Origin of the sequence: Nocardia inohanensis NBRC 100128 (genome assembly GCF_001612945.1) — a bacterium.
GTDB lineage: Bacteria > Actinomycetota > Actinomycetes > Mycobacteriales > Mycobacteriaceae > Nocardia > Nocardia inohanensis.
In genome coordinates this window covers 170,520-195,978 of record NZ_BDBK01000008.1, presented here as the reverse complement: position 1 = coordinate 195,978, position 25,459 = coordinate 170,520, and the positions used below count along the sequence as shown (strand labels likewise).

The window sequence follows — 25,459 nt, the reverse complement described above, 5'->3', positions numbered from 1 at the left end:
TCATGGTCGCCTCAGGAGAAGAGGATGCGCCGAGCCGCCGGGCGCAGCAGTTTGGGAATGATGCCGAGACCTTTGTCGATGGCCACACTCAACTCGCGCTCCCGCAATTGCAGCGCATGCTCGTAGGCGGCGCGCAGGGTCGCGTATTCCCCCTCGTCGAGATCCCCCAGTGCGGCGATATCGGCGTGCGGTACGCGAGAGACACTCGATAGTCGCTCGATCTCCGACACGTCGTCCAGCGTATCCGAATTCGATTGGGAAGAACGCTGATTCACCGACTCCCGGACCGAGCTGTTCGCACCGGCCGAACAGCATCCGCCCTGCCCGGCGCGCTGAACCGGCGGCCGCGCGTCGACCTTTGTAACGTGGCTGCCGTGACTGGTGCGGGGAAACGATGGTTGGAGTCGACGGCGGCGATGTCGGTGCCGAGGCGTTTGCATGCGATCTCGGCGGAGGCGCGGCGGCTCGCGGGGACCGCCGAATTGGATCGGCTGCTGGGTGAGCTGGGCGCGGGCGACCGCTATCAGCGGCTGACCGCCATCCGGATGGCCGAGGTGGGCGGGGCGCGCGATTACCTGATCGGGCAATTGGATTCGACTGATCCGGCCTGCTCGAATCGGGCGATGACGGGGCTGGTGCGGCTGGGCGTCGAGCCAGGGGTGGTCGTCGACCGGCTGCCCGGGCTCTCCCATCACACCAGGAAGTACATCCGGCGCGCACTGGCCTCCGGCGATCGGGAGGAGCTGGCCGGCGCCCTGTTGCCGCGAGTGCGCGCCCTGTTCGGCGACGCCGAGGCGGCGCGGGTGCTGCCGTTCTGCTCGGCGGCCATCGTGCGTGAACTATTGCCCGAACTCGGTTATGCCGTGCCGAATTGGCGCATGCTGGGTCGCCGGCACATCGAGGTGGTGTTCGAACAGGTCGAGGGCTTGACCGCCGCGTCCGGACGTGACGACTGGGCCGAATGGTGGGCGCGGTTCACCGCCGCCGCCGAGACGGCCGTGGAGTTCGACCTGGCCCGGGTGCTGGTGGTGGCCGGGCGGGCGGTGGAATGGGTGTCTATCCATGAACTGTCCACCGTGGCAGGGCGTTTGGCGCGATTCGACGCCGAGTCCGTATTCCGGTTGATCACGCATTCCAGCGGTAACGGCCGCGGGCTCGCCGGCCCGGCCATGTGGCGTGGCCTGCGGCAGCTCCCGGACGACCGATTGCGCGAGCTGTACCGTGCGTGCCCCACCCGTTACCGGCAGAGCTTCCTGCGGACGCTGCCGCCCGCACGCCGCGCCGTGGTCGCCGGTTCGGTGATCGCCCGGATCGGTCTCGCGCCCGGTGAGGTCGATATGGCCGCGCTGGACATGCTGCCCGGCCGGGATCGCGCCGCCCTGGTCCGGGACCTGCTGGCCCGTCCGGGCGGTGCGGATGTGCCCGAGGTCGCCGAACAGCTCACCGCCCGGCTGCCGTGGCCGGAGGCGAAACCGGTGCTCGCGGAAGCCATCCGTCGTCCCACCGCCGACGAACGCGCGGCCGCGTACCCGTTGCTCGCCACGGCCGCCGCGGGCAGTCGTGACCCCGAGGTAGTCGGCGACATGCTCGGCATGCTGGGACGGCTGCGCAATGAACAGGACCCGGTGCGCCGCAGTGCGCTGGAGGCGGTGAACGGCATCCCGGCGTTGCTGCTGCGAACCGATCACCTGGCCGCGCTCGAGCAGCTCGCCGAGGACGCCCTGCAAGCCCGGGATCGCTCGTACCGAACCACGTACACGATCGGCGCTCTCGCTCGTACCCTGCTGCTGCGCGGCGCCGAGTCCGGCGATCCCGCCTTCACCGAGACGGCATTGCGCATCCTCACCCGGCTCGCCGAACTCGCGAGCATCGTCAATCTCCATGGGCTGCACCGTAATCTGCCGCGCGGCGCCGAACAGCGCTTGTGGGCGAGCCTGCGGGCTCGCCTGCTCGCCGACGCCGACCGCGACCGGTGGGACCTGACCCTCCATCTCGCGACCGGCCTGGACCGCCGGGCATTCACGGTCCCCGAACTACAGCGCCTGCTGGTGCGCGCCTGTACCGCGCACAGTGACTCGACCGTGCGTAGTGCGGTACCGCTGGCGCTGGCCGCACCCGCCACCCGCGATGCGCACCTCGACGAGATACTGCGCCACGATCGGTCGCTGATCGCGCTCCCGGCGGTCCGCAACCTCGTCGCCTCCCGCCGCACCGATCTGCTCGACATGCTGCTGAGCAAATCGACCTCGGGGCGTTTCCTGTCCGGGAAGATCCGATTCGTGCCCATGTTCTACAGCGGATTCGACCACTGGTCGCCCGCGCAGGTGGAGCGGTACGCACGACTGCTGGATTCCTACGCGCGCAGTTCCGGTGCCGCCCTGCACGAACGAGCGGACGCGGTACGCCAATTGGGCCGCCTGCCAGGCAGTTTCGCGCGCATGTGCGCGCACCTCGAATCCGCCGATCTGGTGGTTCAGGAGGCCGCCCTCACCGCTCTGGGGCGCAGCGACGAGCCCGGCCACGCGATCGCGGTGCTGAACCGATACGTCGACGGCGACCGGGCACGGGTCGCGGTGAGCTCTGTCGCGACCCTCGCGCGCGACATTCCGGCCGATCGGCTCTCCGAAGCACTTGCGCCGCTGCTGAGTTCGCGGAAGGTGACCGCCCAGAAAGAGGGCATCCGGCTGATCGCGACCCTGCACGCTCCCGATGCCATGGAAATCATCGCGGCCCTGTGGAGCCGGCCGGACGTGCACCGGGATGTGCGCCGCGCGGCCGTCTCCACGACGCGTTCGCTCTTCGATCGGCCGCAGGCCTGGCAAGTGCTCGCCGATGCCGTCGCCGACCCGGAAATCGCCGGAGCTATCCTCGATATCACTCCCGCTCTGCTGCCACCGCCGCAGCGCTTGCGCTTCGCGGTATTCCTGCGCGACCTGATCGCCGGCGGTGATCCGCGGACGGCCGGACAGGCCCTGAACTACATCACGCGGTGGCGGCGCTGGACTCCGGCCGACACCAGGGACGTGTACGTCCGCTTGCTGACCGAGCTGTCGCAAGTCGGTCTCTGGACCGCGGCGGCCCGCGCGCTGCTGGCCGACCTGGCGCACGACGGCGATCCGCGCGCACTCCTCGCGGCCGTGACCGCCCTTCGCGATTCGACCGTCACGCTGCCCGGCCGCGATCAGCCTGCGCGACAGCGACTCTCCCATTTGCTGGACTGGCTGGCGGTGACGGTCCGCGACCACGACACCGCGCTCCCGGCCGCCGAGCCGGTGAGCGCATTGCTGGCCGGGGATCCGCTCTGGCATCGGCACCTCATCGAACTGGCGATCGTCACGGTGCGCTGGACCGACCCCGAAGCCGCGGTATCGACGATGCGGTCACTGGCGGTCTACGCCACCGGCGCGCTGGTCACGGTGCCCGCCGATCGGCTCGCCGCCCGCGTCTTCCCCGCTCTCGACACGGTGCCGATCGAACGCTGGACCGCGCTGGTGACTCCCCTGGCGGCCGGTGCCGATCCGTCCACCGCACTCGCCGCGGTCGCGGTGATCGCCAAGTGCGGCGAGCGGTTCGGATGGAGCGACCCTTGGAGCGGTCTGCTCACCGAGTTGCGGGGCCATGCCGATGTGGATGTGCGACGCGCGGCGAGCACGGTCCCGCTCGCACCGGAGTGATCGATCCCCGGTCCGGTGGGTCCGGGGCGAAAGCCGGCCACCGCGAAGCGGAGTGCCCCGTCGGCGTCTACGCGGGCGGGTAGCCCGTGACGCCGCGGGACTGCTCCGGGACGACCAATTGCGCGGCAGTGAGGATCTCGCTCACCCCGAGGGCGGCGACACAGAATCCGACGGCGATCGAGAAGGCGGTCGGGGTCTGGAACGGGCCGATCGCCAGGATCATGCCGAGCGCGGCGGTGACCAGGCCGAGCACTTCCTGCCGCCCCGACCCGGCATGCTGCTCCGACCACGCGCCGGCAATGGCCTGCGCGATGCCGCGGACCATCCAGCCCATACCGATCCACAAGGACAGCAACGAGATCCACTGCCCGCTGCTGAACGACCACAGCGCGAGCACGAAGGCCGCCGCGCCGGCGGCGAACTCCAATACCTTGAGCGGCGTGGCGATGTTCGCGCCGAACGCCACCACCAGCTGCACGGCGGCGGTGGCCAGCAGGACGAGCCCCGCGAGGATGCCGAGCACGGTGTCGCTCTTGTTCGGCCAGACCACGGTGACCACACCCAAAAGCACCGAGCAGGCACCGCTGACCAGCAGCGCTTGCCAAGCCCAGTCGGCGAACACCGTGATCCGCCCCTCGATCCGATTGGTGGGCATGCCCTCCATGATATGACCGGAATATCCGATTACCTGGCTGTTTGCGTTTACGGCATGTCCGCAGCCGATGCACGATGGCGCGTCACCGGCGTGTCGCGCTGGATACCGAGCCGCGGCTCAGGGTTGGGCGCGGTGGGCTTCGATCAGGGCGCGGGCCATGGTTTTCGCGCGGCGGGCCGCGCCGCTGTCACCCTCGGCGGCGGCGATGATCGCGCCCTTCATCAGGATGTGCCAGGAGCGGGCGAAGTTGTCTATATCGGTGAGGTCGGCGCGTTCGGCGCGGGTGCGGACTATGTCGCGAATGTTTTGCAAGTGTTCGACACAGGCACGGCCCAGCGGGTGTTCGGCGCCCATCTCCAATAGGACGTTGATGAAGGTGCAGGCGTCGAAATCGCTACCGGCGAACCATTCTTCGAAGACGTCGAAAATCGCCAGCAACTGGGCTTCGGCGGTATTGCCGCGGGCGCGCGACTGCTCCTCGATGAGCGCGAAGGTCCACAGCCGTTCGCGCCGCTCGAGCACGGCCAGCACCAGGGCGTCCAGCGTCGGGAAATGTTCGTACAGTACAGCTTCGGCGACCCCCGCTTGACCGGCCACCGCGGCTCCGCTGACCGCCCGCACCCCTTGGCGGGTGCACAAGTCGTAGCCGGCGAGCAGAATTCGCTCGCGCACTTCGACAATCGAGTTGTCGACGATTGTCATCCACGTATCTTATCGCCCGGACCGGCGGCTGGCACGCGCTGGAAAGCATGCGAAACGCTCACCGGAGCGCGGTGACCCGGATCGGTGCGCCGTGCGCCGGAACATGGGTGATATTGCGGATCTTGGCGCGTTCATTCGCGCGTCCCGCGGGCACCGCCAACCGGTATCGGGTCAGGACCGCGCGCAGCACCTCGGTGCCTTCCATGAGCGAGAAGCCCGCGCCGATGCAGCGGCGCACGCCGCCGCCGAACGGGAGCCAGGCGTTGTGGCCGACGCTGCCGTCCAGGAAACGCTCCGGACGGAAGGCGGTCGCGTCGGGATAGTTGCCGGTGCTGCGATGCGCCAGCAGGATCGAGGTGGAGACCACGGTGCCGCGCGGCAGGTCGATGCCGCCGATCGTCATGTCGCGGGTCAGTTTCCGGCCCGTCGCGGCAATGACGGTGTGGCGGCGCATGCCCTCCTTCAGAACGGCTTCGAGGTACTTGGCGTCTCCTTCGCGGGCCGCCCGCCGCGCCGTTTCCTGGATTGCCGGGTCGGCGGCGAGTTCGTGCAGCGTCCAGGAGAGCGCCGAGGCAGTGGTTTCGTGACCCGCCAGCAGGAGGGTGATGAGCTGGTCGCGCAACTCGGCATCGGAAAGCGGTGCGTCCGAAGGATTCTCGCCCGAGCCGACGGCCAGCAGCCGGGACAGTACATCGGTGCGCTGATCCAGGTCCGGGTCGGCGCGGCGGGTGGCGATCTCGCGATAGATCAGCGCGTCGACGGCCTGCTGGGTCTCGCGGAAACGCTTCCACGGTCCGAACCGCTCCAGCCGCGGGTACTTCCAGCCGAGGAAGACGATCGGGTTGAGGTTCACGATCTGCCGCAGCCGCGGCGCGAGTTCGGCCCGCCGCCCGGCGTCGCTCAGCCCGAACACCACGCGCATGATGACATCGAGGGTGAGGTCGTTCATCCGGTCCAGGGTGGGCACCGTGGAGCCGTCGGCCCAGCGCTCGGTGTGCTCCTTGGCGATCGACCCCACCATGCCCCGGTAGCCGCGCAACGCCGAACCGGCGAAGGCGGGCATGAGCAACCGCCGCGCTCGCGCATGCTCGGCTTCGTCGGTGAGCAGCAGCGAATGCTCGCCCATGACATACAGCAGCAGCCGATTGCCCTCCCCCGCATGCAGATCGGCGGGATCGCCGGCGAAGATCTCCCGGATGTGCTCCGGGCGCGAGAACACCACAACGCTCGATGCGTACGGTTCGATCAGCCGCAGGGTGAACACGTCGCCGTAGCGCCGCGCCGACGCGATGAGCAGCGGTGCGCGCCATTTCGCGTACATCAGCGTCTGAATCGCGCGCGGCACGGGCGGTCCGGGCGGGAAAGCGAGGTTCACGAGACGTCCCTTCGCGCAGGCCGCGTCCGCGCGGCAGCCTCCTCCAGCGTAGAGCCCGGCCCGGGATTCGAATATGGAACACATCGCGTGAAGTAGGACGGGAACCGGCCTACTTCCTACCTACCGTGGAGGGATGAACTTCGCTCCTTTCCGAATCGCGGTCCCGCAGCACGACATCGACGATCTGAACGCTCGCCTGGCCGCCACCCGCTGGCCCGCCGAGCTGCCGGGCGTGGAGTGGCGCTACGGCATCCCGACCGGATACGTCCGCGAACTGTGCGACTACTGGCGCACCGGATACGACTGGCGCCAGCACGAGGCCGACCTCAACGCCCACCCTCAGTTCGTCACCGAAATCGACGGCCGGCGTCTGCATTTCACCCATGTCCGCTCCCCCGAACCCGATGCCCTCCCGCTGGCGCTCGTTCACGGCTGGCCCTTCGAGGACTTCCGCGAGGTGATCGGTCCGCTCACCGACCCGCGCGCGCACGGCGGCGATCCCCGGGACGCCTTCCACCTGGTCGTCCCGACACTGCCCGGTTTCGGCTTCTCCGGTCCCACCCACCGTCCGGGCGATGCCGCTACCGAGCGCAGTGCGGAGCTGATCGCGAAACTCATGTCCGCCCTGGGCTATTCGCGGTACGGCGTGCAGGGCGGCGACGCCGGATCCTTCATCGCGTCCCAGCTGGGGCGGATGGACACCGATCATCTCGTGGGCATCCACCTCAACGACCCCATCACCATCCCGTCCCGGGGCGACGACGGATCCTCCTACAGCCCGGCCGATCAGCAGAAGCTGGCTGAAATGTCCGATTGGTCCAGTCGAGACACCTCCGGTTACGCGAGCATGCACTCAACTCGCCCGCAGACCCTGGCACCGGCCGTCACGGATTCCCCGGCCGGCCTGCTCGCCTGGGTCGTCGATGTGGTGAATACCTACAAGGACCCCGCCAAGGCCACCCCAACCGACGCCATCGACCGCGACCTGCTCCTGACCAACCTGTCGATCCTGTGGTTCACCAATACGATCGGCTCCTCGCTGCGCCTCTACAAGGAATCCCAGCACTGGGGCGCCGACCTCCCCAACTCCGGGGTCCCCACGGGCATCGCACTCTTCCCCGGCAACAAGACGATTCGGGGCCTGGCGGAGAAACAGCACACCGTCACCCACTGGACCGAATTCCCCCGAGGAGGGCACTTCGCCGCGATGGAGACCCCCGACTTGCTCACCACCGACCTGCGCGATTTCTTCCGCAAGATCCGCTGAACGCTCCCCGGGAATGAGGGCCGATTCCCGGAGGTTGCCGCTTCGGGAGACGATCGAGAAGGAGAGCGTGGATGAACGACTTCAATGCCGGTGTGATCGCCGAGTTCCGGGCCAATGGCGGCAAGGTGGGCGGGGTGTTCGCCGGGCGCGACAACATGATGCTGATGACCACGGTCGGGGCGAAATCGGGTCGGGAGGTCACCAATCCGCTCGTCTTCGTGCGCGACGGCGACCGGATCGTATTGATCGCCTCGAACGGCGGCGCCGACAAGCATCCGGCCTGGTATCACAACCTGCGGGCGAATCCGGAGTTCGAGGTGGAGATCGGGGACGAGAAGTACCGGGCCAAGGCCGAACTCGTGACCGGACCCGAGCGTGATGCGCTCTACGCACGGATGGTCGAGGTGATGCCGCAGTTCGCGGATTACGAGGCGAATACGACTCGGGTGATTCCGGTGTTCGTCGCCTACCGGCAGGGCTGAGAGTCAGTCGCGAGCGGGCGGACGATGCCCGGTGCGATCGGACCGGGCGAAATCCGAACACTCCGGGCATTCGGAGATGACCGGGTGGTGGCAGGTGACCAGATGCTCGAGGAAGCGGTCGGTGCGCTCCAGCACCGCGATCCGGTCCTGGATTTGAGCGCGGCGGGTGGCGATCAGCTCCTTCCGGCCGTCCCGGTCGATACGGCCGAGTTCGTGAATCTGGTCCAGCGACAAGCCTGTGCGCTGGAGGATGCGGATCAGGCGGGCCAGATACAGGGTCTGCTCGTCGTATCCGCGATGCCCGGACGGCGTGCGCGGCGGGGACAGCAGGCCGACCGATTCCCAATGCCGCAGCACGTGCGCTTCGATGCCGAGCGCGGCCGCCGCGTCGCCGATCCTCATCAGTGCGGTGGTGGTCATGACCTCTACCCCTTTACTTCATGTCGACCTTAAGTATTAACGTTCGGTCATGTCAGATCCAGTACGCACCCCCACCCTCCTCGAATGCTGCTCCGCCGCAGCCGGTCTGGTGCACGGCATGGTCCGCCCACGCCGGCCGGACGAGCGGTTTCTGCGGTCGCTCACCGATGCGGGCCTGCCCACCCCGCGCAATACGGTGCGGGTGACCGCGCTGCCCCAGGCGCCGCGGCCGGTGCCCACCGCCATGGTCGTGGAGGGCGTGTTCCAGCCTCGCCGGATCCGAACCGCATTGACCACGTTCGTGGTTCAGCATCCGCAGGCCACCTTCCTGGTCGATCCGAGCGTGTGCGTGGATGCCGAGACCCGGGCGATCGGCCAGCTGCCGGCCGCATTGCGCCGGATCGTCCGCCCGCCCGCCGACACCCTCCCGACAATCGATGCGTTGCGCCGCGTACCCGCGCTGCCCACACCGGATTTCGCGCTGCCGACGCACGCGCACTGGGATCACGTGTGCGGCTTGCTGGACCTGCCGGGTCTGCCGGTGCACATGCACCGCCCGGAACACGAGTGGATCACCGCCGGTGCGGTGGCGCCGGCGGGTGGTGTCCGGGATTCGCTGCTCGATCGGCCGATCGTCGAGTACGAGCTGGACGGTCCGCCGGTACTCACCTTCGCCCGCAGCCACGACCTGTTCGGCGACGGCAGCGTGGTGCTGGTGGACCTGGCCGGTCATACGCCCGGCAGCGTCGGCGTGCTCGCCCACACCGCGAGCGGGTGGGTGCTGCTGGCCGGCGACGCCGCCTGGGATGCCTTGCAGGTCAGCGAGATCCGGCAGAAGTCGGCGATCCCGGGCCGCTTCGTCGATGCCGATCGCGACGAGACCTTCCGTACTCTGCACCGGTTGCACGTGGTCCGGCATACGGTGCGGATCGTCCCCACCCATGACCATTCCGCCGCCGGACATCTCGCGGCCGGGCATCCCGATGCGGCCGAGGCAGTACCGTGAGGGCATGGAGGTCACCGTTCGCCCCGCCTTGAAAACGGACATCCGGGAGCTGGCGCGCGTACTCGGCATCGCCTTCGGCGACGATCCGGTCTTCGAATGGCTCATCCCCGATGACGCCGTCCGGCCGCAGCGCGCCGCACAGCTGTTCGCCGGGCAGGTCCGCACGCATTTCCTCGCCCACGGCGGCGTCGAAGTCGCCCAAGACGACGCCGGAAGGATTGCGGGAGCGACGCTTTGGGCCCCACCCGGTCGCTGGCACAGTTCCCAGGGCGCGAATCTGCGGGCGCTGCCGAGCCTGATCCGAGCGTTCGGGCGGCGGCTGGGGCAGGCGGGGCAGCTGGCCGAGACCATGGCCGCGCAGCATCCTCGTGAACCGCACTGGTACCTCCAGGCGATCGGCACGCTGCCCAGCGCCCGCGGGCTCGGCTACGGTCACGCGCTGCTGGCCTCGCGGTTGGACCGTTGTGACGCCGAGGGTGCGCCGGCCTATCTGGAGTCGAGCAAGGCCGAAAACGTCCCGTACTACGAGCGTTTCGGTTTCGAGGTCACCGGGGAACTGGATGCCACCGGCGGTGGGCCACTCATGTGGCCGATGTGGCGGAAGCCGCGCTGAACAGCAGTGTGCGGTAGCTGCTTTCGCACCTACCGCACCCGGGAGTCGCTATGGCTTGCGGGAGATCCCGCAGACGATCAGCAGTTCGTAATCGCTGAGGTCGTGCTTCACGGCCGAAGGGTCCGGCCGCCACTCCGCGCACGGCTGCACCTCGGGCTCGAGCACCTCCAAATCGCCGAACAGAGCCCGGATTTCGGCATCGGTACGCCATTTGCCGCGGCCGAACGCCTCGACGATCTTCCGCTCGGTGGCCGCCGCCTCGCGATTGTGGCCGGTGCGGAAGTGTGAGATGTAGATGCGGCTGTCGGAGGCGATGCGCTCGGCCCAGTACCGCACCACGCCCGCCGGGTCTTCCTTGTCCTCGAGGAAGCTCAGCACCGCACCGAAGATGATTCCAACCGGTTCGTCGAAATCAATCAGCCGCTGCACGTCCGGATTACCGGCGATGCTCTCCGGCTCACCCACCTCGGCCTCGAGCACCAGGATATTGTCGTCCACCGCCAGCAGCGCACGACCGTGCGCCACCACGAACGGGTCGTTGTCGATATAGACCACCCGTCCGTCCGGATGTATCTTGCGCAACTCGTCATGCACGTTGACATCGGTGGGCAGACCGCAGCCCATATCGATGATCTGCTTGATCCCGTCCCCGGCCATACTCCGCGTAGCGCGGAGCACCGCCTGCCGATTGGTGATCGCGAGTAGCTCGGAACCGGGCAGATCGCCCATGAAGAAGTCGCCGACTTCTTTGTCGACCCCGTAGTTGTCGCGCCCGCCGAGCACGTAGCTGTAGACGCGCGCCACACTTGGCCGGGATTGCCGTGCTCGCATGGCGTCGATGTTCAAGTCTCGCACCCCTTTACCCTTCCGTGCACCTGTCGGTGGATCCCTGCACGGGCGGCCCGCCGGATAACGAACCCTCGATCGAAGATCATTGCAGAAGCGAGGTCCGGGCGGTGCCGTCTTGCCCATGACGATACCGCTGAACGGGCCGGATGCGAGCAACATCGGAGCTTCCGTCGCGAAGCATGCAGGATGCGGTCCGCAGCGGATCTGTGGGCGCTACGGGTTCGCTAGTTCGCCGGCGAAGTGGTCGCGGCCGAGGTCGGAACAGAAGCCGAGGTAGCAATGGTCGTGCTGGGTTCCGGGGCCGGAGCCGTCGTGGAAGTCACCGGCGGATCCGCCTTCGGCGAGGTGGTCGTGGTGCCCTTGATCGGTGTGGGGCACTTGCCATCTCGCTGGCCGATCGCATCGATCTCGGCGGGCGTGCGCGGGTCGCCGTAATAGTTGTATTGCGACGCGCAGTTCTTGATCACGCCGCAATCCACGCCGCAGCCGATATCGGTACCGCCCGGGGTGGGCGTGGGCGAATGCATATACGGCGATTCGGGCGCGGTCGGATCCGCGTAATAGCCCGAGCCGTCGGCCTGCTTGCCGTTTATCGGGCCGCCGTCCTGATATCCGGGCGGATACCCGGCCCCGTCCGGGGTGCCGCCGCCCTGACCACCACCCGAATTCGCTCCGCCGCCGGTACCACCGGAACCGCCCGAGCCGCCTTGACCGCCGCCCGAACCACCCTGATTACCCTGCGCGGCACCCGAACTCGTCGGCGTCACCGTCTTCGTCGCACTCACCGAGGTCCGGCTCACCGTCGACGATGCCGACGCCCCCGAACTCGTATCCTTCGTCGAGCACGCCGTCACCACCAGCACCGGCGCGACCACAACCACCAACGCACCCATCGCCGCTCGAAAGCGACTCCGCGACCGCATCATCCGCGAACTTCCTCCTCCGGACCACCCCGACCCGAAGCCGACCTTAAAAGGTGGGACGAACCGGAAGCTATCGGACAAATGCCCTATTTCGCATCCAGGCGAGCATGGCGTCGAAACCGTCCTGGGCATTCGTCTCGTGCGCGATGCTGTGACCGGCGCCGGGTTGTACATGGACCGCCGGTTGCGCGGCATCGGTGAAGAACGGGCGCTCGGAGGTCAGCACTCCGGCGGCGGTGCAGGGCTGATGCTCGGGCGGGGTGCAGAAGAACGGATCGTATTCGCCCAGCACCAGCAGTGTCGGCACCGCGATCGGATTGCCGGCCTGCACCAGCGGAGCCGTCATGGGAGTCGCCGTCTCACCGAGCGTGATCGTCCCGCCCAGCGCCTCCACCGCGGTCAAGACCTGCGGTTCGTAATGACCCGCCGCCATGAACATCTCGCGCCCGTTCGGCCGCATGGTGAAGTATCCGGCAGGCAGTGCGCCGTCCGTGCCGGCCTGCTGCCTGGTGATCAAATCCATGGAGGTCAGCAGCCCCGGCCGGCTCAGCCATCCGGTCGCGATGACGGCATCGACGTCCCGGTAGGTCGCGGCCTCCACGTCGGTGACCACCGTGCCGAACGAATGACCCACGGTGACAACGTACTTCCACGGATCGGACACCTCGCCGCGCCGCATCGCCCGCACGACCTGATGCAGCACCTCCGCGTTCGACAGCGCCGTCACCTCGGTCGCCGGCGGGCGGCTGCTGCGCCCCGAACCGATCCGGTCGATCGCCAGCGTCGAGTACCCGGCCTCGCTCGCGCGTCGCACATAGGAGTATCGGCCGTCGAATCCCGGTAGATCCCAATAGAAATGGTCGTAGGTCGCGCCGTGCACCAGCACCTGCAATGCCGCGGAGGGACCGCCGGCCGGATTACACAACCGGCCGTACACGGTGTGCGCCGCACCCGCAACGGTCACCGGGATGTCGATGTCCCGGCAGTCCGGCTCCGCACTCGCGACCGCCGGTCCCGGCGCGGCGACCATTCCCGCGATCGTCATGACGACCGTGACGAGCACGGCTCGCCCCCACCCCGTACGCACGGCATCCCCCCATTCAATCCGCCACCCTCCGGTGGATGCCGGTGATGCTACTGCGGATCGGGGTTGCAAGATCGCCTATTCTGAAACAGGTTCCAATCGACGAGGTGCGGGGATCTCGTTGGCCGTCACCGAGTCTCGCGCGCTGTGGCGGGGCGTTCGGCGAGGAGCTGATCGAGTTGCTGCTCGGCTCGTTCGGCGCGGGCCAGGGTTTGCGCACGGGCGTCATCGAGGGCGGCGAGTCGTTCGGCCGCCTGCTTTCCGGCTTTCTCGACCGCTGCGGCGGATTCGGCGCGCACGGCCGCGATATCGGCGGCGGCCTGTTTGCGGACTTCGGCGAGTTCGGAGCGTGAACGGTCGAGCTCCTCGCGCACCCGCTTGAGCTCGTCCCGGGTCTCGCCCAGTGCTTGATTGCGTTCGGCCACCGCCGCTTCCGCCCGGTCGATGGCACGCTCGGCATCGGCCGCCCGCTGTACCGCCAGATCCCGCTCCGCGGCGGCAGCGGTGATGCGCTGACCGGCCTCACGGCGAACGCCCTCGATCTCGGTGGCGGTTTTCGACCGCGCCAGCTCGATCTCCTCGCCGGCCTGCTGACGAGCCCGCTCCACATCTTCGGCGGCTTCCCGGCGCACGGTACGAATCTCGGCCTCCGCCTCGGCGCGCGCCGCGAACACCTCATCCCCAGCCTGCTTACTGACGCGTTCGACCTCGCGCAGCGCATCGTCCCGCGCACTGAGAGCTTCGGCGATCCGCGCCTCCGCGCTCTCTGCCGCCGCCGCCGCGTCGTCGGCCGCCGCTTCGGCTGCCTCCCGGGCTTCTTCGGCCTCCCGCCGCGCCTGCTCGGCCGCGACCGTCGCCACCTCCGCCTCCGCGATCCTCCGCGCCGCATCCGCTTGCACCGCCTGGACCTGCGCTTCCGCCACCGAAGGATCGGCGAGCGTGGACAACTCGGCCACCGCCGCCGAGAGCGTGTTCCCCAACTGATCAGCCAGCCCACGGAACTGACCGAGCAATTCATCGGCCCGCAGTCGAGCAACCACGGCCGGACCCTGTTGCGTCACAGTGACGTTCGCGGCCGAGGTCTCACCCTCCGCGTTCTGCCGCCGCTGCCGCTCTTTCCAAGCCCGCCACCGGGTGTGGTCCGGGTGATCACAGTATTCCGATGGCCTTCCGGGTCCCCCTCCGCGAGTAATCGGTCGGACACATCCCGGGTAGTTGCAAGTCGTCGGCACAACGAGAATCGTAGCGTTGGTTTCGTCATTTCCAACGTAAGAACACGAAACGAAACCCGTTGCGCCCCAAATTATCCGCGCCCGTTCTGACCTCCGATAAGTGAACCTTATCGGGGGTCAGGCTTCCCGACTCCCCCGTTGAGCAGCCGAATCTATTGCGTTTCCGTTTGGTTGGCGCATACGAAACACAATCCAACGAAATCCCCTCAAAAACTGGGCACCCCCCGATTCGCGACCGTTAGTCGTTCATTGGTGGATACAGAGTCACTCCACCGACCCTGGGTGCAGAACACAGCAGAGGATGATCCGAACCGCAGTCAGCGCGGGGGCCGATCAACCGACCAGGAAGTGAGAAGACAATGACCAGTGCCCCCAAGCCCGCGCTGAAACGAGTCGCGATGGTCGCCTCGACGATCGCCCTCGCCGCCGGCGGGCTTCAGCTCGCCACCGCTCCGGCCTACGCCGTGGCCGGGCCGAGCTCCAAGTACGAGTGCAAGGACATCCAGACCCCGGGCAGCCTGTTCCCCGGCGACGAGGTCGCGTGTGTGCTCACGGTGAGCACCGCGGGCAACGACACCTTCACCAATGTGGTTGCCGAAGTGACCATTCCGAACAGCACCACCTATCAGTCCGGCGGGACTCGCCAGGGGCAGAAGGTGCAGTTCACCCTCGGCGAGATCTCCAAGACCAAGACCGGGACCGCCACCCTCACCGTGATGGTCGACGGGAAGACCCCGGACAAGACCGCTATCTCCAGCGAGGCGGTGGTGAAGGGGTTCGCTACCAACGGGGCCTTCGATACGACCGCAGCGTCCAACACGCTCACCACCACGACCACCGGCGCCGGGCCCACCGGCACACTGGTCGCCAAGGAAGACCGTGCTTCGGTGAACACCTTCGGGCGCGCCGAGACTCCGATCTCCGAGCTGGTCGATATCCCGGCCGGTGTCACCGCCAAGATCGTGTCGGTCACCAGCGCCGAACCGAAGAAGGGCTACGTCAGCTCCGAGATCAGCGCTGACGGACAGAAGGTCGCCTGGCGGGCGCAGTGCACCGCGACCGCCGCGGAGAAGACCGAATCCTTCATCGTCAAGATCTCGGCGCCCGGCCAGACCCCGGTCGAGGCCAAGATCACCGTCCTGCTCGGCGACCAGGTCGCCAACCAGGGCATCGTGGCCCCCGCCGAATGCGCGCAGAAGCCCTGACGCACAACGGATTCGGAAATCTGAATGACACGGTCGGTGCGGCTCCTCGGAGTCGCACCGACCGTTCCGTTCACAGGTATCCGGCCAGGGTGGAGTCGGAGTCGGCCGGGGTCGCTTGGATACGGGTGCGCTGCTCGCGCGCCTCGATCAGCTCGGCGAGGGTCAGACCGTCCGGTCCCACCGCGGGTTTGGGGCGGTCCGATAGTTCACGGTTCAGCCAGGCGGTGGCCTCGACCGGGGAGAGCGGGCCGACTTCGAGTTGGGCCAGGCAGCGGCCGGGGCGGACGACGGCCGGGTGCAGGCGGGAGAGGTTCTCGTTGGTGGTGATGGCTACCAGGACGTCACGGCCTTGGCCGAGCATGCCGTCGGTGAGGTTCAGCAGACGGGAAAGGCCCTGGCCGGTGGATTCTTTGGCGGAGCCGCGGATCAGTTCGTCGCAGTCCTCGAGGACCAGCAGCCGCCAGCGGCGCTTGTTCTCGTCGTAGGCATCGACGCCGATGGCCACCTCCATGAGATAGCCGGGGGTGGAGAACAGTACTTCGGGGTCGAGGACGCAGTCGACCTGACACCATTCGGACCATTCCCGGGCGAGGGCACGCAGCGCCGAGGTCTTGCCGGTGCCGGGCGGGCCGTGCAGCAGCAGTAGGCGGCCGCTGACTTCGGCCGGGGTCAGCGTCATCAAACGGTGCAGGGCCGCACCCGTATTGGTGCCGTAGTTGCCCGCGATCTCGGGCCACGCCGCCGCGCTGATGGTGCGTTCGCGGCGTTGCGGGCCGTGAGATCCGTAATGCCAGAAGCCCATCGACACTTGATCGTCGTCGGATTCCGGTTCCACCGTGGCCTCGTGGCCGCACTCGTCGATCACCTTGCGCGCCAGTTCCTCGCTGGTCGCGACGATCTGGAGCACGGCGCTGCCGTTGCTGCGGCGGACCACGCGCAGCGTCCAGCCTTCCCCTTCCGCGAGGGTGGTCCGCGAGTCGTCCTCGCTGGTCCGAAGGATGCGCGCGGCGTTCGGCAGCAGCGGCGCATCGGGCTTGACCCCGTAGAGCTGCACCGAGAGCGCGTGCGGCTGTTCGCCGCTGGCGAAGCGGGCGATGGCGAGGGCGTCGATGATGTCGTGCGGAGTATCGGCGTCGTCGAGGTTCATCACCCACGAGAGCGCGCCGGCGGGCTCTTCCCGGCCGGCCGTCCGCACGCGTTCCTGTGGTGTCGAGATCATTCCGAAGATGATCCGGTGCAACCTGATCGAGGTCCAGCCAATATTCAGGGGGTGGCGTCGGTACGGGAGGTCAACTGGTGGAACGCATTCGCGATCTGCTCGACCCGCGCCTCCTCCAGTTCGGGGCGCGGATAGGTGTGCCGGAAGATGGCCTCGCCATCGAACATGTGGGTCAGCGAGGTGGCGATCAGGCGGGCGGCGTCCGGGGAGACGTCGGGGGTGAGGACGGTGACGGCGAGCTCCTCGACCTCGCGCATCATGTCCCGCAGCACGGGTTCCAGGCGCAGGCGCAGTTCGGGTTCGGTGCGCGCCGCGACGAGCAGCTCCAGCCACACCGTATTGGTGGTGTCGCGAATCTCGCGGCGCATCAGGCGCAGCACCGCCACCAGATCGACCGGATGCGTGGTGTTCCCGGGAACGCGCAGATCCGCGACCGCGACCATATGGCGGCGGCGCACCTCGTCCGCGGCGGCGACGACCAGATCGGTCCGGGATTCGAAGTGGCGGAAGATGGCGCCCTTGGAAACCCCGGCCCGGGCGCTGATCTCACCGAGCGAGGCATTGTGATAACCGATCTCGGCGATGGCCTCGATGGTGGCCTCGACGAGTTTGGTGATGGTGGCGGCGCGGCGCTCGGCCTGAGTTCGTCGCGCGGTCGTCAATTAGCCTCCAGCTCGCAGGAATCGGCCGGTCCGCTCGGCGCCCAGCACCTCGGCGGGAACACCGTCGCCGAAGACGTACTGGCCGCCGACGAATACGGCCGACACGGCTTTGTCATTGCGATTGACCATACGTGGCAGGTCACCGTAGGTCGGCACGGGGCATTCGGCGTACGTCTCCAGCGACTCGTCCAAGCCGGCCGGATCGACGACGAGCAGGTCGGCGCGATCGCCCGCGCGCAGATATCCGGCGTCGAGGCCGTACCAGTCGGCGAGTTCGCCCGTCACCCGGCGCACCGCCTGTTCCAAGGTGAGGAACGGATCGCCGGACCGTTCGGCCTCCAGCACCCGCCGCAGGAAGCGCAGGCCGAAGTTGTAGAAGGCCATATTGCGCAGGTGGGCGCCCGCATCCGAGAAGCCCAGCTGCACGCCCGGATGCGCGCTCAGCTTGTTGAGCATCTCGGGCCGATGATTGGAGATCGTTGTGCGCCACCGCAATTTGGTGCCGTGCTCGACCACCAGATCCAGGAACGCATCCACCGGATGCAGCCCGCCGCGGTCGACGCCCACCTGCCCGAACGTCTTGCCGATCACGCTGGAATCCGGGCAGCCCACGATCTCGGCGTCGAAGAAGTCGCGATGCCACACCCGGATCCCGAACTTGTTGTCGTAATCCTTGCGGAACCGCCTACGGTAGGACTCGTCGCTCATCAGCGCGTTGCGCGCGACCTGATCGGCGAGATGCAGTGCGGCCGCACCGGATCCGAACTCCTCGAAGATGACCAGGTCGATGCCGTCGGCATACACCTGGAACGGGATCGGCAGATGCTGCCAGCGGAAGTCGCCGCCCAGGCCGTTCACCACGCGGGTGATGGCGCCCATCAGATACACCAGCAGCGGATTCGCCTTGAGATCGGCGGCCGAGATCAGTGTGGTCTTCAACCGCTTGCGGAAGAGCCCGACGCTGCTGAAGGTCATGGCGGCGATGCTGCGCGGCGAGGTGACATCGGGTCCGCCCTGCAATACCCGCCCGCGCCGGCGCAGAATCGCATTGAGCCGCCGGCGTTCCCGCGCCCCGGCATAGGTCGACGGCAGCGTGCGTGACCGGGCGACCTCGCCGTCGAGTTTGTCGAAGAGCAGCTGTTGCGCCGACATCCCCACGAATCCGGCGTCGAGCGCCTCGGTGAGCGCGGCTTCCATCGCCGCCTGCTCCGCCGCGCTGGGCCGGACCTCCTTGCGGGTGGCGCGGTCCAGGCCCATGAGGGCGGTCCGGATATCCGAATGCCCGATCATCGCGGCCAGATTGGGGCCCAGTGGCAACGCCTCGAGCGCGGCCACGTACTCGCGGGCGGAGTTCCAGCTCTTGTCGCGCACCGCGGCGATCACGTGCTCGCGCGGAATCGCCTCGACCCGGCCGAACAGGTCGCCCGCGTCGGTGGCCTCGGCGTGCACCGTGGAGAGCGAACACGAACCGAGAATCACCGTCGTAATGCCGTGCCGCACAGACTCGGTCAGTCCCGGAGCCCGCAGGACTTCGATGTCGTAGTGGGTGTGGATGTCGATCATGCCCGGCAGCACCCATTTGCCCGCGGCGTCGATGACTCGCGGGCAATCGGTTTCGTCGAGCGGCTCGGTGGCGACCACGGCGACACGATCACCGCGCAATCCGAGATGGCGGATGGCAGAAGGGGATCCGGCGCCATCGAACCAGCGTCCGCCTTTGATGATCGTGTCATAGCTCACAACAACATTGCAACCGATCGGTCACTAAGTGTCAAGGGCTGCCTCGCGCGAATCGGCCCGCACGAGCCATGGTGGATACTCGAGCGATGAACTGGGATCACCTCAAATCGCGGCAGCCCAGCGATACCGAACGCGATGCCCTGCAAGCCGAACTGGTCGAGCGGGCGATCGCCGTCAAGCAGCACGGATGGGACGACTACCGCGAAGCCTGGGCCGCCGGGGACCTCGCGGGTGTCGCATACCTGCTGGGTGATGCCGAAATGCTGGAGACCCTCGAAGAACCCGAAGGGTCCATCCTGACCCGGTACGCCGGAGCGCTCTACGGATTCAACGGCGCTCGCAAGGAGATCGCCGCGGGACTGGTCGATACCCAGGCATGGTTCGCCGCGGCCCGGGCGCGCGTCGAGCGCGCCACCCGCTGATCAGTAGGGGGCGGCGAGGTTCCGCTTCGCCCAATCCTTTTCGGCTTCGGAACCGCCCGGCGGCGGCACCAGGCCGTTGATCATCCAGAGCTCCTCGCTGGTCTCGTCGGCGTGGAACTCCCAGTGCAGATCCGGATGACGGTCCAGGTGCGGTTTCAGGATGCTGTTGATCCACTGGGTGGTGCGGCGACGCGCCTCCGCATCGGGATTGCGCCGGGCGATGTGGTCGATGACGACCCGGACCCCGGCCGGGGTGGGTTCACCGCCGACGTAGAAGTTCTCCGGCTGGGTTTCCTGGAACAGCGTGACCACATAGAAGCGGGGCAGGCCGACGCGCTCGTAGTGATCGGCGATGCGGGAGGCGAGCTGATGCTTCTCCTCGGGGGTGAAGATTCCGGGGGTGTGGTGAATGGTCCACAGCGGCATGGCGGTTCGATTCTCCTCGGGATGCTGGGGGTGCGGCTCAGCCCGCGGCGACGAAGGTCAGGTGTTCGACAGGTCCGGACAGCGCCGCTTTGACGGTGACCGTGACGTCGTCGGCGAGGACTTCGGGGTCACCGGCTTCCAGGCCGTCGAGGATGCGGGCGGCGACCTCGGCCGGGGTGGCCTTCGGCCGTTCGATGGCGGACACCATGTCGGTATCGATGAATCCGGCGTGCACGCCCACCACCTCGGTGTGCTGGGCGGCCAGTTCCAGCCGCAGCGAGTTCGTCACCGACCAAGCCGCGGCTTTGGAGGCGCCGTACGCACCGCTTCCCGCCAGCCAGGACAGCACCGAGTGCATGTTCACCAGCGCTCCCCCGCCATTGGCGGCCAGGGCCGGGGCGAAGGCCCGCGCCACCCGCAGCAGACCGAAGACATTGACATCGAAAGTGTCGGTGATGCTTTCGAAGTCGCCGGTGAGCAGTCCGGCCGGCAACAGCACACCGGCATTGTTGAAGACCAATTCGGCATCGGTGGCCGTGGCCGCGAAGGCCGCGACCGAATCCGCCGAGCGCACTTCGAGTTCGGCGGTCACCACCTCCGGGCGCTCGTCGGCATAGGCCGATCGCGCGGTCGAATACACCTTCCGCGCCCCACGCGCCAACAGCTCGTCGACCAGTGCCGCGCCCAGGCCACGTCGGCCCCCGGTCACCACGGCCACCTTGCCCGCTACTGCCACCATTGCATCCTCCGTCTAGGTAACGATGTCGTTAGTTAGATGGAAGCATGCCGATGCTGGATAACGCAAGCGTTAGCTACACTGGCCGAGTGGCGATGGAATTCGAGGAGCGACTACGCGACCGCGACGCCTGGACGATCGGCGACGGCTGCTCGGCCGAGCGGGTGCTGGATCTGCTGAGCACCAAGACGGTGTTCCTGGTGGTCCGCGAATGCTTCTACGGCACCACGAGATTCGAGGATTTCGTCACCCGGATCGGCACCTCCGCCCCCGCCGTGTCGCGGGCATTGAAACAGCTGGAGGCCGCCGGGATCGTGGCGCGCACGCCATACCGGGAACCCGGCCGCCGCGCCCGCGACGAATACCGGCTCACCCCGGCGGGCGAGGACCTGCTGCCGGTCTTCATGTCCCTCATGCAGTGGGGCGACAAGTATCTCCAGGACGGCCGCCCGCCCCTCGCGTTCTTCGACAGCGGCAGCGACCGCGCGCTGAGCGTCCTCGTCACCTCGGAACCGGTGGCCGAGGTGACGTCCGGCGATATCGAGGTCCGGGTGAATCCGGCCCGGCGGCGCTGATTCTCCCGGCTAGTCCCGCAGATTCCGTTGCAGCCACGGGACGATGATGTCCAGTGCGGCGGGCAGTTTCGAGATCGCGCAGTGCCCGGTGTCCGGCATCAGATGCACTTCCGTCGCGCGGCGGCCCTCGAAGACGAGGGTGTCCGTAGCCGGGATGTGAACATCGTCGGCGCCGTTGACGATCAACATCGGCGATCCGGTATCGAGGTCCAGTAGCGGGCGCAGCGTCATAGCCGCCATACGCTCGCTCATCTCGGCCGGTTCGGGGACGGCATCGAAGCCCATGGCATTGCCGACGATGCCGGCCATGCCGAAAGCCCAGCCGCGATCGGGCGCGAACGCCGCCTCGACCGGTCCGCCGAGCACGACGGCGGCATCGGCGTGGCCGCTCAGTCCGGTGCGCGCGGAGAAGTACCCGCCCATGGAGATGCCGAAATGCACGACGCGGCCGTTCCCCAATTCGCGTGCCGCCGCGACGAGTTCATCGACGAGCTCCGCGCTCGTGACGTCGAGGGGAAGCTGCGATTCTCCGGTGCCGGGAATGTCGAACGCGACCACGAGCGCGCCGGTGCGCACGGCGAGGCTCGCGAAGAGGTTGTGCAGATCCATCTTCCAGCTGTCCACGCCGCCGCTGACGAGCAGCACCGGAGCGGGGTCAGGCCGGTCGTGCGCACCGAGCAGGTGCACCGGGACCGGGGTGGTGGATCCCGCGTGCGGCAGGTGCAGCACCCGGCGCTCGAAGCTGACGGGGAATTCTGCCGCGGCGAGCTGGTATTGCTCCAACTGCCGTTGGAACGCGACATGTTTGGCGTCATCGGCCAAGGTCGGGAACCTCGCCCACCCGTAGGCCGACACCGCCGCGTCGTGCCGCCCCGCCTCCGCGTACCGCGCCCCCAGACGTGACCACTCGTGAACCCAGCCGCCCGGTTCATCCGGCCACATGGCGGTGATCGCGGCCCGGACGGCGTCGACATCCGCCACGGGCAGGCCGGTATTGACCATCTGCGGGTAGCGCTCGACGAACAGCTCCGCAGGGTCCAATTTCCACTGGAACGCCATTGTTCAACTCCTTAAAGCAAGCCAACTTTCTTTAAGAGTGCATCCGGGGGTGGGCAAAAGCAAGAGGCATTGCTTTATGGTTGAGGGCGTGGAAGATACCGAGATCCGGCGCCGCCCCGGTGGACGAACCGCTCGCGTGCGCGGTGCGATCGTCGACGCCACCCTGGCGGTACTCGCCGAGCAGGGCCTCGACGGCTTGACCGTCAATGAGGTGGCCAAGCGGGCCGAGGTGAATCCGGTGTCCATCTACCGGCATTGGGGCACGCGCGAAAAGCTCGTGCTCGATGCGCTGCTGCGGCAGAGCCGGGAGCGCTTGCCGATCCCCGACACCGGCACCCTGCACGGCGATCTGACCGAGTTCGCCACCCACGTGATCGCCTTCCTGCACAGTCCTTTCGGGCAGGCGACGGCACGGGCGATGCTGGTCGCGGGCGAGGAGGCGCGTGCGACCCAGGTCGAATTCTGGACGGCGCGCTCCGAGGCCGCCGGAGTCATGGTCACCCGGGCGGTGCGGCGCGGCGAGATACCGCCGTCGGCCGATGCTCGGCTGGTGCTCGAAATGCTGGTGTCGCCCTTGCATTTCCGGGCGCTGCTGTCGCCGGAGCCGATCGACCCCGCGGTGGCCGGGCAACTCGCCGCCACCATCGTGCACGGCCTGCGGGAATGAACGTCGTTGCCGGTGGACTCTTGTCCTGTTCCCCGGTCGGTCGTATCGTCGAGAGTGGTTAGCAAAGGCGCTTGCAACTGTTAAACGTGTGGTGTGCGGGCGACCTGTACAGACAAAGGAGTCTGGAATGTCGGCTGCGATGCTTGTCGACGACCGATTCACCTCGGTTGCCGCGAAATTCTTCTCGCTGTTCGGTGCCCCGCGGAAAGGTGGCGGCGCGGTGGCCGTCTATCTGCACGGCGAACCGGTAGTGGATATCTGGGCGGGCTGGGCCGCGCCCGATCGTCCCTGGCGGGCCGACACCATGGCGCTGTCGTTCTCCACCAGCAAGGGTGTGGCCGCGACGGTGCTGCATCGGCTGGCGGATCGCGGGCTCATCGATTACGACGCGCGGGTGGCCGAGTATTGGCCGGAGTTCGCGGTGCGGGGCAAGGGCGAGATCACCGTTCGCGATGTGCTCCGCCATCGCGCGGGGTTGCAGCGGATACGCGGTCTGCTACCCGACGTCGAGGACCTCTACGAGCATGACGCGGTGGCTGCCGCATTGGCCGCGAGTGCGCCGGACCCGTTGCGCCTCAAGGCTTCCGGATATCACGCGGTCACCTTCGGCACCTTGGTGGCCGAGATCGCGCAGCGCGCCACCGGGCGGGACTTCCGTGAGCTGGTGCGTGAGGAGCTCGCGGTTCCGCTGGGCGACAGCGACTTCTGGTTCGGCGTTCCCGCCCATCAGCGCGGGCGGATCGCGCAGCTCGGCCCGCGCGCCAATGTGGCGAAGCTGCCGGTCGATCGGCTGCTGGGCGTGGCGGCCGCCGTGCCGCCACTGCGGTCCCTGCGCGGCGTCCTCTTCGACGGCATGCTGCACGCAGCGCACTACTCCGACCGTTCCTACGACGCGATGATGCCCGGCTGGAACGGGGTGTTCACCGCTCGCTCGGTGGCGCGCATGTACGCCGCCATCGCCAATGACGGGTGGGTCGGCAATCAGCGGCTGCTGAAATCGGAAACCGTTGCCCACATTACCGAAATGCCGTTCAACAGCAAGTTCGACTACGTGCTCGGCGCCCCGCCGAATCATTCGCTGGGCTACCACCGCGCCATCGTCGGCACCCGGTTGCGCCGGGACTCGCTGGGCCACTTCGGTATCGGCGGGTCCGGCGGTATCGCCATGCCCGGGTTGGGTTTGTCCATCGCGTTCGTGACCAACCATCTCGGCAATCGGGCGTCCACGCTCGGCGATGCGCGCCTGCCGGTGCTGGCCGCATTGGCTGCCCGATCGGCACGCGCCAACCCCGGTATGGAGCAGCTGCGCACCGCCGCCGCGGGCTGATCTCCGGGCGTCAGTCCAGCCACCACGAAACCACGAACACCACGAATGCCAAGGCGATGAAGGCGATCGCCAGCGCCTTGGCCACTTCGGGCCGCCACTCCTCGAGCCGGTTCACGCCCGCGAAAAGCGCGCCCACGAGCACGATCGGCAAGACCGCCGGTATCACCAATGCCACCAGTGAACCGATGATCCATCCCGCGATCCGGAATTTTCCCCAGGTGATACCGAGTAGCAGCGGGATCACGACAACCCCGGCGAGGCCGCCGATCAGTGCGTGCCAAGGTCGTTCGCCGATCCACGGGGCGCCCGGGATGCCGGGGATATCGAGGATGTCCAGCGTGCACCAGATTCCGAGCAGCACGATGAGCGCGAGGGTGCCGTACAGCGCGATCCGGTAGTGCCATTTGCGCAGCGGCGTCCAATCCACTTGCCGCCCATGGTGCATGGTCGCGGCGGTGACGGCGGACCACACCAGCCAGCGGCGGATCACGCCGGTTCCCGTCTTGGCCATCGCGTCTCGGAAGATGCGGTCCGCCTCGTCGCGATGGATCTCGCGGCCGGCGATGTAGCTGGCCGGCTCCCCCTTGTCGAGCACGAGACCGTCGTGCAGGATCGCCGCGGGCAGATGCGCGCCGGTCTTGGGCACCAGCCAGGTCAGGAAGGCCGGCACCGAAGTGAGGTCGGTGGTCCAGTGCTCCAGGTCCGCGGGCACCAGGATCTCCCCCACGCCGTTGGGCGAATCATCGTTGTAGCCGATGCGCCGCAGCAGCCGGAACTCCTCGCGTTTGGTGGCCAGATTGAATCGCCGATCCAGCATGATGGTCAGATCCGGTGTCACCGGGATGGGCGGTTCGGGCGGCGGCGGGGCCGATTCCGGCGGATGGGCTTCCGCCGATTTGTTGACCACCACCGCTCCGGGGCCCACATCGGCCGCCGCCGATTCGGCGGGCGCCCTGCCCCCGTCGTAGAACGATCCGTCGTCCCGCTCACCCCCGAGCTTCATTCCCACAGCATGCTCCTCTCGCGCCCGCATTTTCGCAGGTAGAGCGAAATGCAACCGAGGTGCGGCGTGATCGTTTCCAGCGCCTGCGGGAGATCCGGTTCGGGCGGTACCCGCCGAAGAGACCGAAGGGTATGCG

The 25,459-nt window shown here is 67.8% G+C and carries 26 protein-coding genes; 10 read left to right on the top strand and 16 right to left on the bottom strand.

Annotated features, from left to right (window positions below):
• Positions 1-11: 11 nt before the first annotated feature.
• On the bottom strand, positions 12-230 hold the full coding sequence (locus tag NI1_RS16655) for a hypothetical protein (protein ID WP_157535158.1): 219 nt from the start codon (positions 228-230) through the stop codon (positions 12-14).
• A 135-nt stretch (positions 231-365) separates the two neighbouring features.
• On the opposite strand from NI1_RS16655, the gene NI1_RS16650 reads away from it, so the two are divergent.
• Positions 366-3,674 (top strand): HEAT repeat domain-containing protein, encoded by a 3,309-nt coding sequence (locus NI1_RS16650; protein WP_157535157.1) that lies wholly within the window; start codon positions 366-368, stop codon positions 3,672-3,674.
• A gap of 67 nt (positions 3,675-3,741) precedes the next feature.
• Here NI1_RS16650 and NI1_RS16645 read toward each other — a convergent pair whose 3' ends face one another.
• The 3 genes from NI1_RS16645 to NI1_RS16635 all read right to left on the bottom strand — a co-directional run bounded on the left by NI1_RS16645 (position 3,742) and on the right by NI1_RS16635 (position 6,406).
• On the bottom strand, positions 3,742-4,329 hold the full coding sequence (locus NI1_RS16645; RefSeq protein ID WP_169815587.1) for a DUF308 domain-containing protein: 588 nt from the start codon (positions 4,327-4,329) through the stop codon (positions 3,742-3,744).
• A gap of 117 nt (positions 4,330-4,446) precedes the next feature.
• Positions 4,447-5,031 (bottom strand): TetR/AcrR family transcriptional regulator, encoded by a 585-nt coding sequence (locus NI1_RS16640; RefSeq protein WP_067821063.1) that lies wholly within the window; start codon positions 5,029-5,031, stop codon positions 4,447-4,449.
• A 58-nt stretch (positions 5,032-5,089) separates the two neighbouring features.
• A complete protein-coding gene (locus NI1_RS16635) occupies positions 5,090-6,406 on the bottom strand; it encodes a cytochrome P450 (RefSeq protein WP_067821060.1) in 1,317 nt (438 codons plus the stop codon).
• A gap of 133 nt (positions 6,407-6,539) precedes the next feature.
• On the opposite strand from NI1_RS16635, the gene NI1_RS16630 reads away from it, so the two are divergent.
• Positions 6,540-7,673 (top strand): epoxide hydrolase family protein, encoded by a 1,134-nt coding sequence (locus NI1_RS16630; RefSeq protein ID WP_067821058.1) that lies wholly within the window; start codon positions 6,540-6,542, stop codon positions 7,671-7,673.
• A gap of 71 nt (positions 7,674-7,744) precedes the next feature.
• Positions 7,745-8,155, top strand: a complete 411-nt coding sequence (locus NI1_RS16625; protein ID WP_067821055.1) for a nitroreductase family deazaflavin-dependent oxidoreductase — start codon at positions 7,745-7,747, stop codon at positions 8,153-8,155.
• 3 nt (positions 8,156-8,158) lie between these two features.
• On the opposite strand, the gene NI1_RS16620 is transcribed toward NI1_RS16625, so the two are convergent.
• On the bottom strand, positions 8,159-8,575 hold the full coding sequence (locus NI1_RS16620) for a MerR family transcriptional regulator (protein ID WP_067821053.1): 417 nt from the start codon (positions 8,573-8,575) through the stop codon (positions 8,159-8,161).
• Positions 8,576-8,624: 49 nt separating this feature from the next.
• Between NI1_RS16620 and NI1_RS16615 the strand changes: the two genes are divergently transcribed.
• Both NI1_RS16615 and NI1_RS16610 read left to right on the top strand, forming a co-directional pair.
• On the top strand, positions 8,625-9,581 hold the full coding sequence (locus NI1_RS16615) for an MBL fold metallo-hydrolase (protein WP_067821050.1): 957 nt from the start codon (positions 8,625-8,627) through the stop codon (positions 9,579-9,581).
• A gap of 4 nt (positions 9,582-9,585) precedes the next feature.
• The gene (locus NI1_RS16610) at positions 9,586-10,194 is read left to right on the top strand and encodes a GNAT family N-acetyltransferase (protein ID WP_067822419.1); all 609 of its coding nucleotides are present in this window, start codon (positions 9,586-9,588) and stop codon (positions 10,192-10,194) included.
• A gap of 48 nt (positions 10,195-10,242) precedes the next feature.
• On the opposite strand, the gene NI1_RS16605 is transcribed toward NI1_RS16610, so the two are convergent.
• The 4 genes from NI1_RS16605 to NI1_RS16590 form a co-directional block, all read right to left on the bottom strand.
• A complete protein-coding gene (locus tag NI1_RS16605) occupies positions 10,243-11,049 on the bottom strand; it encodes an SAM-dependent methyltransferase (RefSeq protein WP_245663255.1) in 807 nt (268 codons plus the stop codon).
• A 218-nt stretch (positions 11,050-11,267) separates the two neighbouring features.
• On the bottom strand, positions 11,268-11,936 hold the full coding sequence (locus NI1_RS38510; protein WP_067821047.1) for a hypothetical protein: 669 nt from the start codon (positions 11,934-11,936) through the stop codon (positions 11,268-11,270).
• Positions 11,937-12,036: 100 nt separating this feature from the next.
• The gene (locus tag NI1_RS16595; RefSeq protein ID WP_218026760.1) at positions 12,037-13,011 is read right to left on the bottom strand and encodes an alpha/beta hydrolase; all 975 of its coding nucleotides are present in this window, start codon (positions 13,009-13,011) and stop codon (positions 12,037-12,039) included.
• A gap of 167 nt (positions 13,012-13,178) precedes the next feature.
• Positions 13,179-14,090, bottom strand: a complete 912-nt coding sequence (locus NI1_RS16590) for a coiled-coil domain-containing protein (protein WP_245663254.1) — start codon at positions 14,088-14,090, stop codon at positions 13,179-13,181.
• A gap of 551 nt (positions 14,091-14,641) precedes the next feature.
• Here NI1_RS16590 and NI1_RS16585 point away from each other — a divergent pair.
• Complete coding sequence (locus NI1_RS16585; RefSeq protein WP_067821039.1) at positions 14,642-15,487, top strand: DUF11 domain-containing protein; 846 nt, start codon at positions 14,642-14,644, stop codon at positions 15,485-15,487.
• A gap of 70 nt (positions 15,488-15,557) precedes the next feature.
• Here NI1_RS16585 and NI1_RS16580 read toward each other — a convergent pair whose 3' ends face one another.
• From NI1_RS16580 to NI1_RS16570, 3 genes are read right to left on the bottom strand one after another with little or no spacing between them, the layout of a single operon-like run.
• Positions 15,558-16,706, bottom strand: coding sequence for a DUF5925 domain-containing protein (locus NI1_RS16580; RefSeq protein WP_067822413.1), 1,149 nt, complete (start codon positions 16,704-16,706; stop codon positions 15,558-15,560).
• Between the two features lie 44 nt (positions 16,707-16,750).
• Entirely contained in the window at positions 16,751-17,368 is a 618-nt protein-coding gene (locus NI1_RS16575) for a TetR/AcrR family transcriptional regulator (RefSeq protein ID WP_067821036.1), read from the bottom strand.
• A complete protein-coding gene (locus tag NI1_RS16570; protein WP_067821033.1) occupies positions 17,369-19,108 on the bottom strand; it encodes an N-acyl-D-amino-acid deacylase family protein in 1,740 nt (579 codons plus the stop codon).
• An 86-nt stretch (positions 19,109-19,194) separates the two neighbouring features.
• Between NI1_RS16570 and NI1_RS16565 the strand changes: the two genes are divergently transcribed.
• A complete protein-coding gene (locus NI1_RS16565) occupies positions 19,195-19,530 on the top strand; it encodes a hypothetical protein (protein ID WP_067821030.1) in 336 nt (111 codons plus the stop codon).
• Here the strand turns inward: NI1_RS16565 and NI1_RS16560 are convergent, their stop codons facing one another.
• Both NI1_RS16560 and NI1_RS16555 read right to left on the bottom strand, forming a co-directional pair.
• Positions 19,531-19,956, bottom strand: coding sequence for a tautomerase family protein (locus NI1_RS16560; RefSeq protein ID WP_067821027.1), 426 nt, complete (start codon positions 19,954-19,956; stop codon positions 19,531-19,533).
• Positions 19,957-19,993: 37 nt separating this feature from the next.
• A complete protein-coding gene (locus NI1_RS16555; protein ID WP_067821024.1) occupies positions 19,994-20,695 on the bottom strand; it encodes an SDR family oxidoreductase in 702 nt (233 codons plus the stop codon).
• 92 nt (positions 20,696-20,787) lie between these two features.
• Here NI1_RS16555 and NI1_RS16550 point away from each other — a divergent pair, with 92 nt between their 5' ends.
• Positions 20,788-21,267, top strand: a complete 480-nt coding sequence (locus NI1_RS16550; RefSeq protein ID WP_067821021.1) for a winged helix-turn-helix transcriptional regulator — start codon at positions 20,788-20,790, stop codon at positions 21,265-21,267.
• Between the two features lie 9 nt (positions 21,268-21,276).
• Here the strand turns inward: NI1_RS16550 and NI1_RS16545 are convergent, their stop codons facing one another.
• Entirely contained in the window at positions 21,277-22,326 is a 1,050-nt protein-coding gene (locus NI1_RS16545) for an alpha/beta hydrolase family protein (RefSeq protein WP_067821019.1), read from the bottom strand.
• A gap of 88 nt (positions 22,327-22,414) precedes the next feature.
• Here NI1_RS16545 and NI1_RS16540 point away from each other — a divergent pair, with 88 nt between their 5' ends.
• Together NI1_RS16540 and NI1_RS16535 are read left to right on the top strand one after the other, a co-directional pair.
• Positions 22,415-22,993: a TetR/AcrR family transcriptional regulator gene (locus tag NI1_RS16540; protein WP_218026759.1), complete on the top strand. Its 579-nt coding sequence runs from the start codon at positions 22,415-22,417 to the stop codon at positions 22,991-22,993.
• Between the two features lie 127 nt (positions 22,994-23,120).
• Positions 23,121-24,320, top strand: coding sequence for a serine hydrolase domain-containing protein (locus NI1_RS16535; RefSeq protein WP_067821014.1), 1,200 nt, complete (start codon positions 23,121-23,123; stop codon positions 24,318-24,320).
• 10 nt (positions 24,321-24,330) lie between these two features.
• On the opposite strand, the gene NI1_RS16530 is transcribed toward NI1_RS16535, so the two are convergent.
• A complete protein-coding gene (locus NI1_RS16530) occupies positions 24,331-25,323 on the bottom strand; it encodes a DUF1353 domain-containing protein (RefSeq protein ID WP_245663300.1) in 993 nt (330 codons plus the stop codon).
• Positions 25,324-25,459 lie beyond the last annotated feature (136 nt).

Coding starts and splice junctions, on each gene's coding strand:
- NI1_RS16645 (WP_169815587.1), bottom strand. CDS start 4,329: ATGCCCACCAATCGGATCGAGGGGCGGATCACGGTGTTCGCCGACTGG.
- NI1_RS16640 (WP_067821063.1), bottom strand. CDS start 5,031: ATGACAATCGTCGACAACTCGATTGTCGAAGTGCGCGAGCGAATTCTG.
- NI1_RS16630 (WP_067821058.1), top strand. CDS start 6,540: ATGAACTTCGCTCCTTTCCGAATCGCGGTCCCGCAGCACGACATCGAC.
- NI1_RS16625 (WP_067821055.1), top strand. CDS start 7,745: ATGAACGACTTCAATGCCGGTGTGATCGCCGAGTTCCGGGCCAATGGC.
- NI1_RS16620 (WP_067821053.1), bottom strand. CDS start 8,575: ATGACCACCACCGCACTGATGAGGATCGGCGACGCGGCGGCCGCGCTC.
- NI1_RS16615 (WP_067821050.1), top strand. CDS start 8,625: ATGTCAGATCCAGTACGCACCCCCACCCTCCTCGAATGCTGCTCCGCC.
- NI1_RS16610 (WP_067822419.1), top strand. CDS start 9,586: ATGGAGGTCACCGTTCGCCCCGCCTTGAAAACGGACATCCGGGAGCTG.
- NI1_RS38510 (WP_067821047.1), bottom strand. CDS start 11,936: ATGGGTGCGTTGGTGGTTGTGGTCGCGCCGGTGCTGGTGGTGACGGCG.
- NI1_RS16595 (WP_218026760.1), bottom strand. CDS start 13,011: ATGACGATCGCGGGAATGGTCGCCGCGCCGGGACCGGCGGTCGCGAGT.
- NI1_RS16585 (WP_067821039.1), top strand. CDS start 14,642: ATGACCAGTGCCCCCAAGCCCGCGCTGAAACGAGTCGCGATGGTCGCC.
- NI1_RS16580 (WP_067822413.1), bottom strand. CDS start 16,706: ATGATCTCGACACCACAGGAACGCGTGCGGACGGCCGGCCGGGAAGAG.
- NI1_RS16565 (WP_067821030.1), top strand. CDS start 19,195: ATGAACTGGGATCACCTCAAATCGCGGCAGCCCAGCGATACCGAACGC.
- NI1_RS16560 (WP_067821027.1), bottom strand. CDS start 19,956: ATGCCGCTGTGGACCATTCACCACACCCCCGGAATCTTCACCCCCGAG.
- NI1_RS16555 (WP_067821024.1), bottom strand. CDS start 20,695: ATGGTGGCAGTAGCGGGCAAGGTGGCCGTGGTGACCGGGGGCCGACGT.
- NI1_RS16550 (WP_067821021.1), top strand. CDS start 20,788: ATGGAATTCGAGGAGCGACTACGCGACCGCGACGCCTGGACGATCGGC.
- NI1_RS16545 (WP_067821019.1), bottom strand. CDS start 22,326: ATGGCGTTCCAGTGGAAATTGGACCCTGCGGAGCTGTTCGTCGAGCGC.
- NI1_RS16535 (WP_067821014.1), top strand. CDS start 23,121: ATGTCGGCTGCGATGCTTGTCGACGACCGATTCACCTCGGTTGCCGCG.
- NI1_RS16530 (WP_245663300.1), bottom strand. CDS start 25,323: ATGAAGCTCGGGGGTGAGCGGGACGACGGATCGTTCTACGACGGGGGC.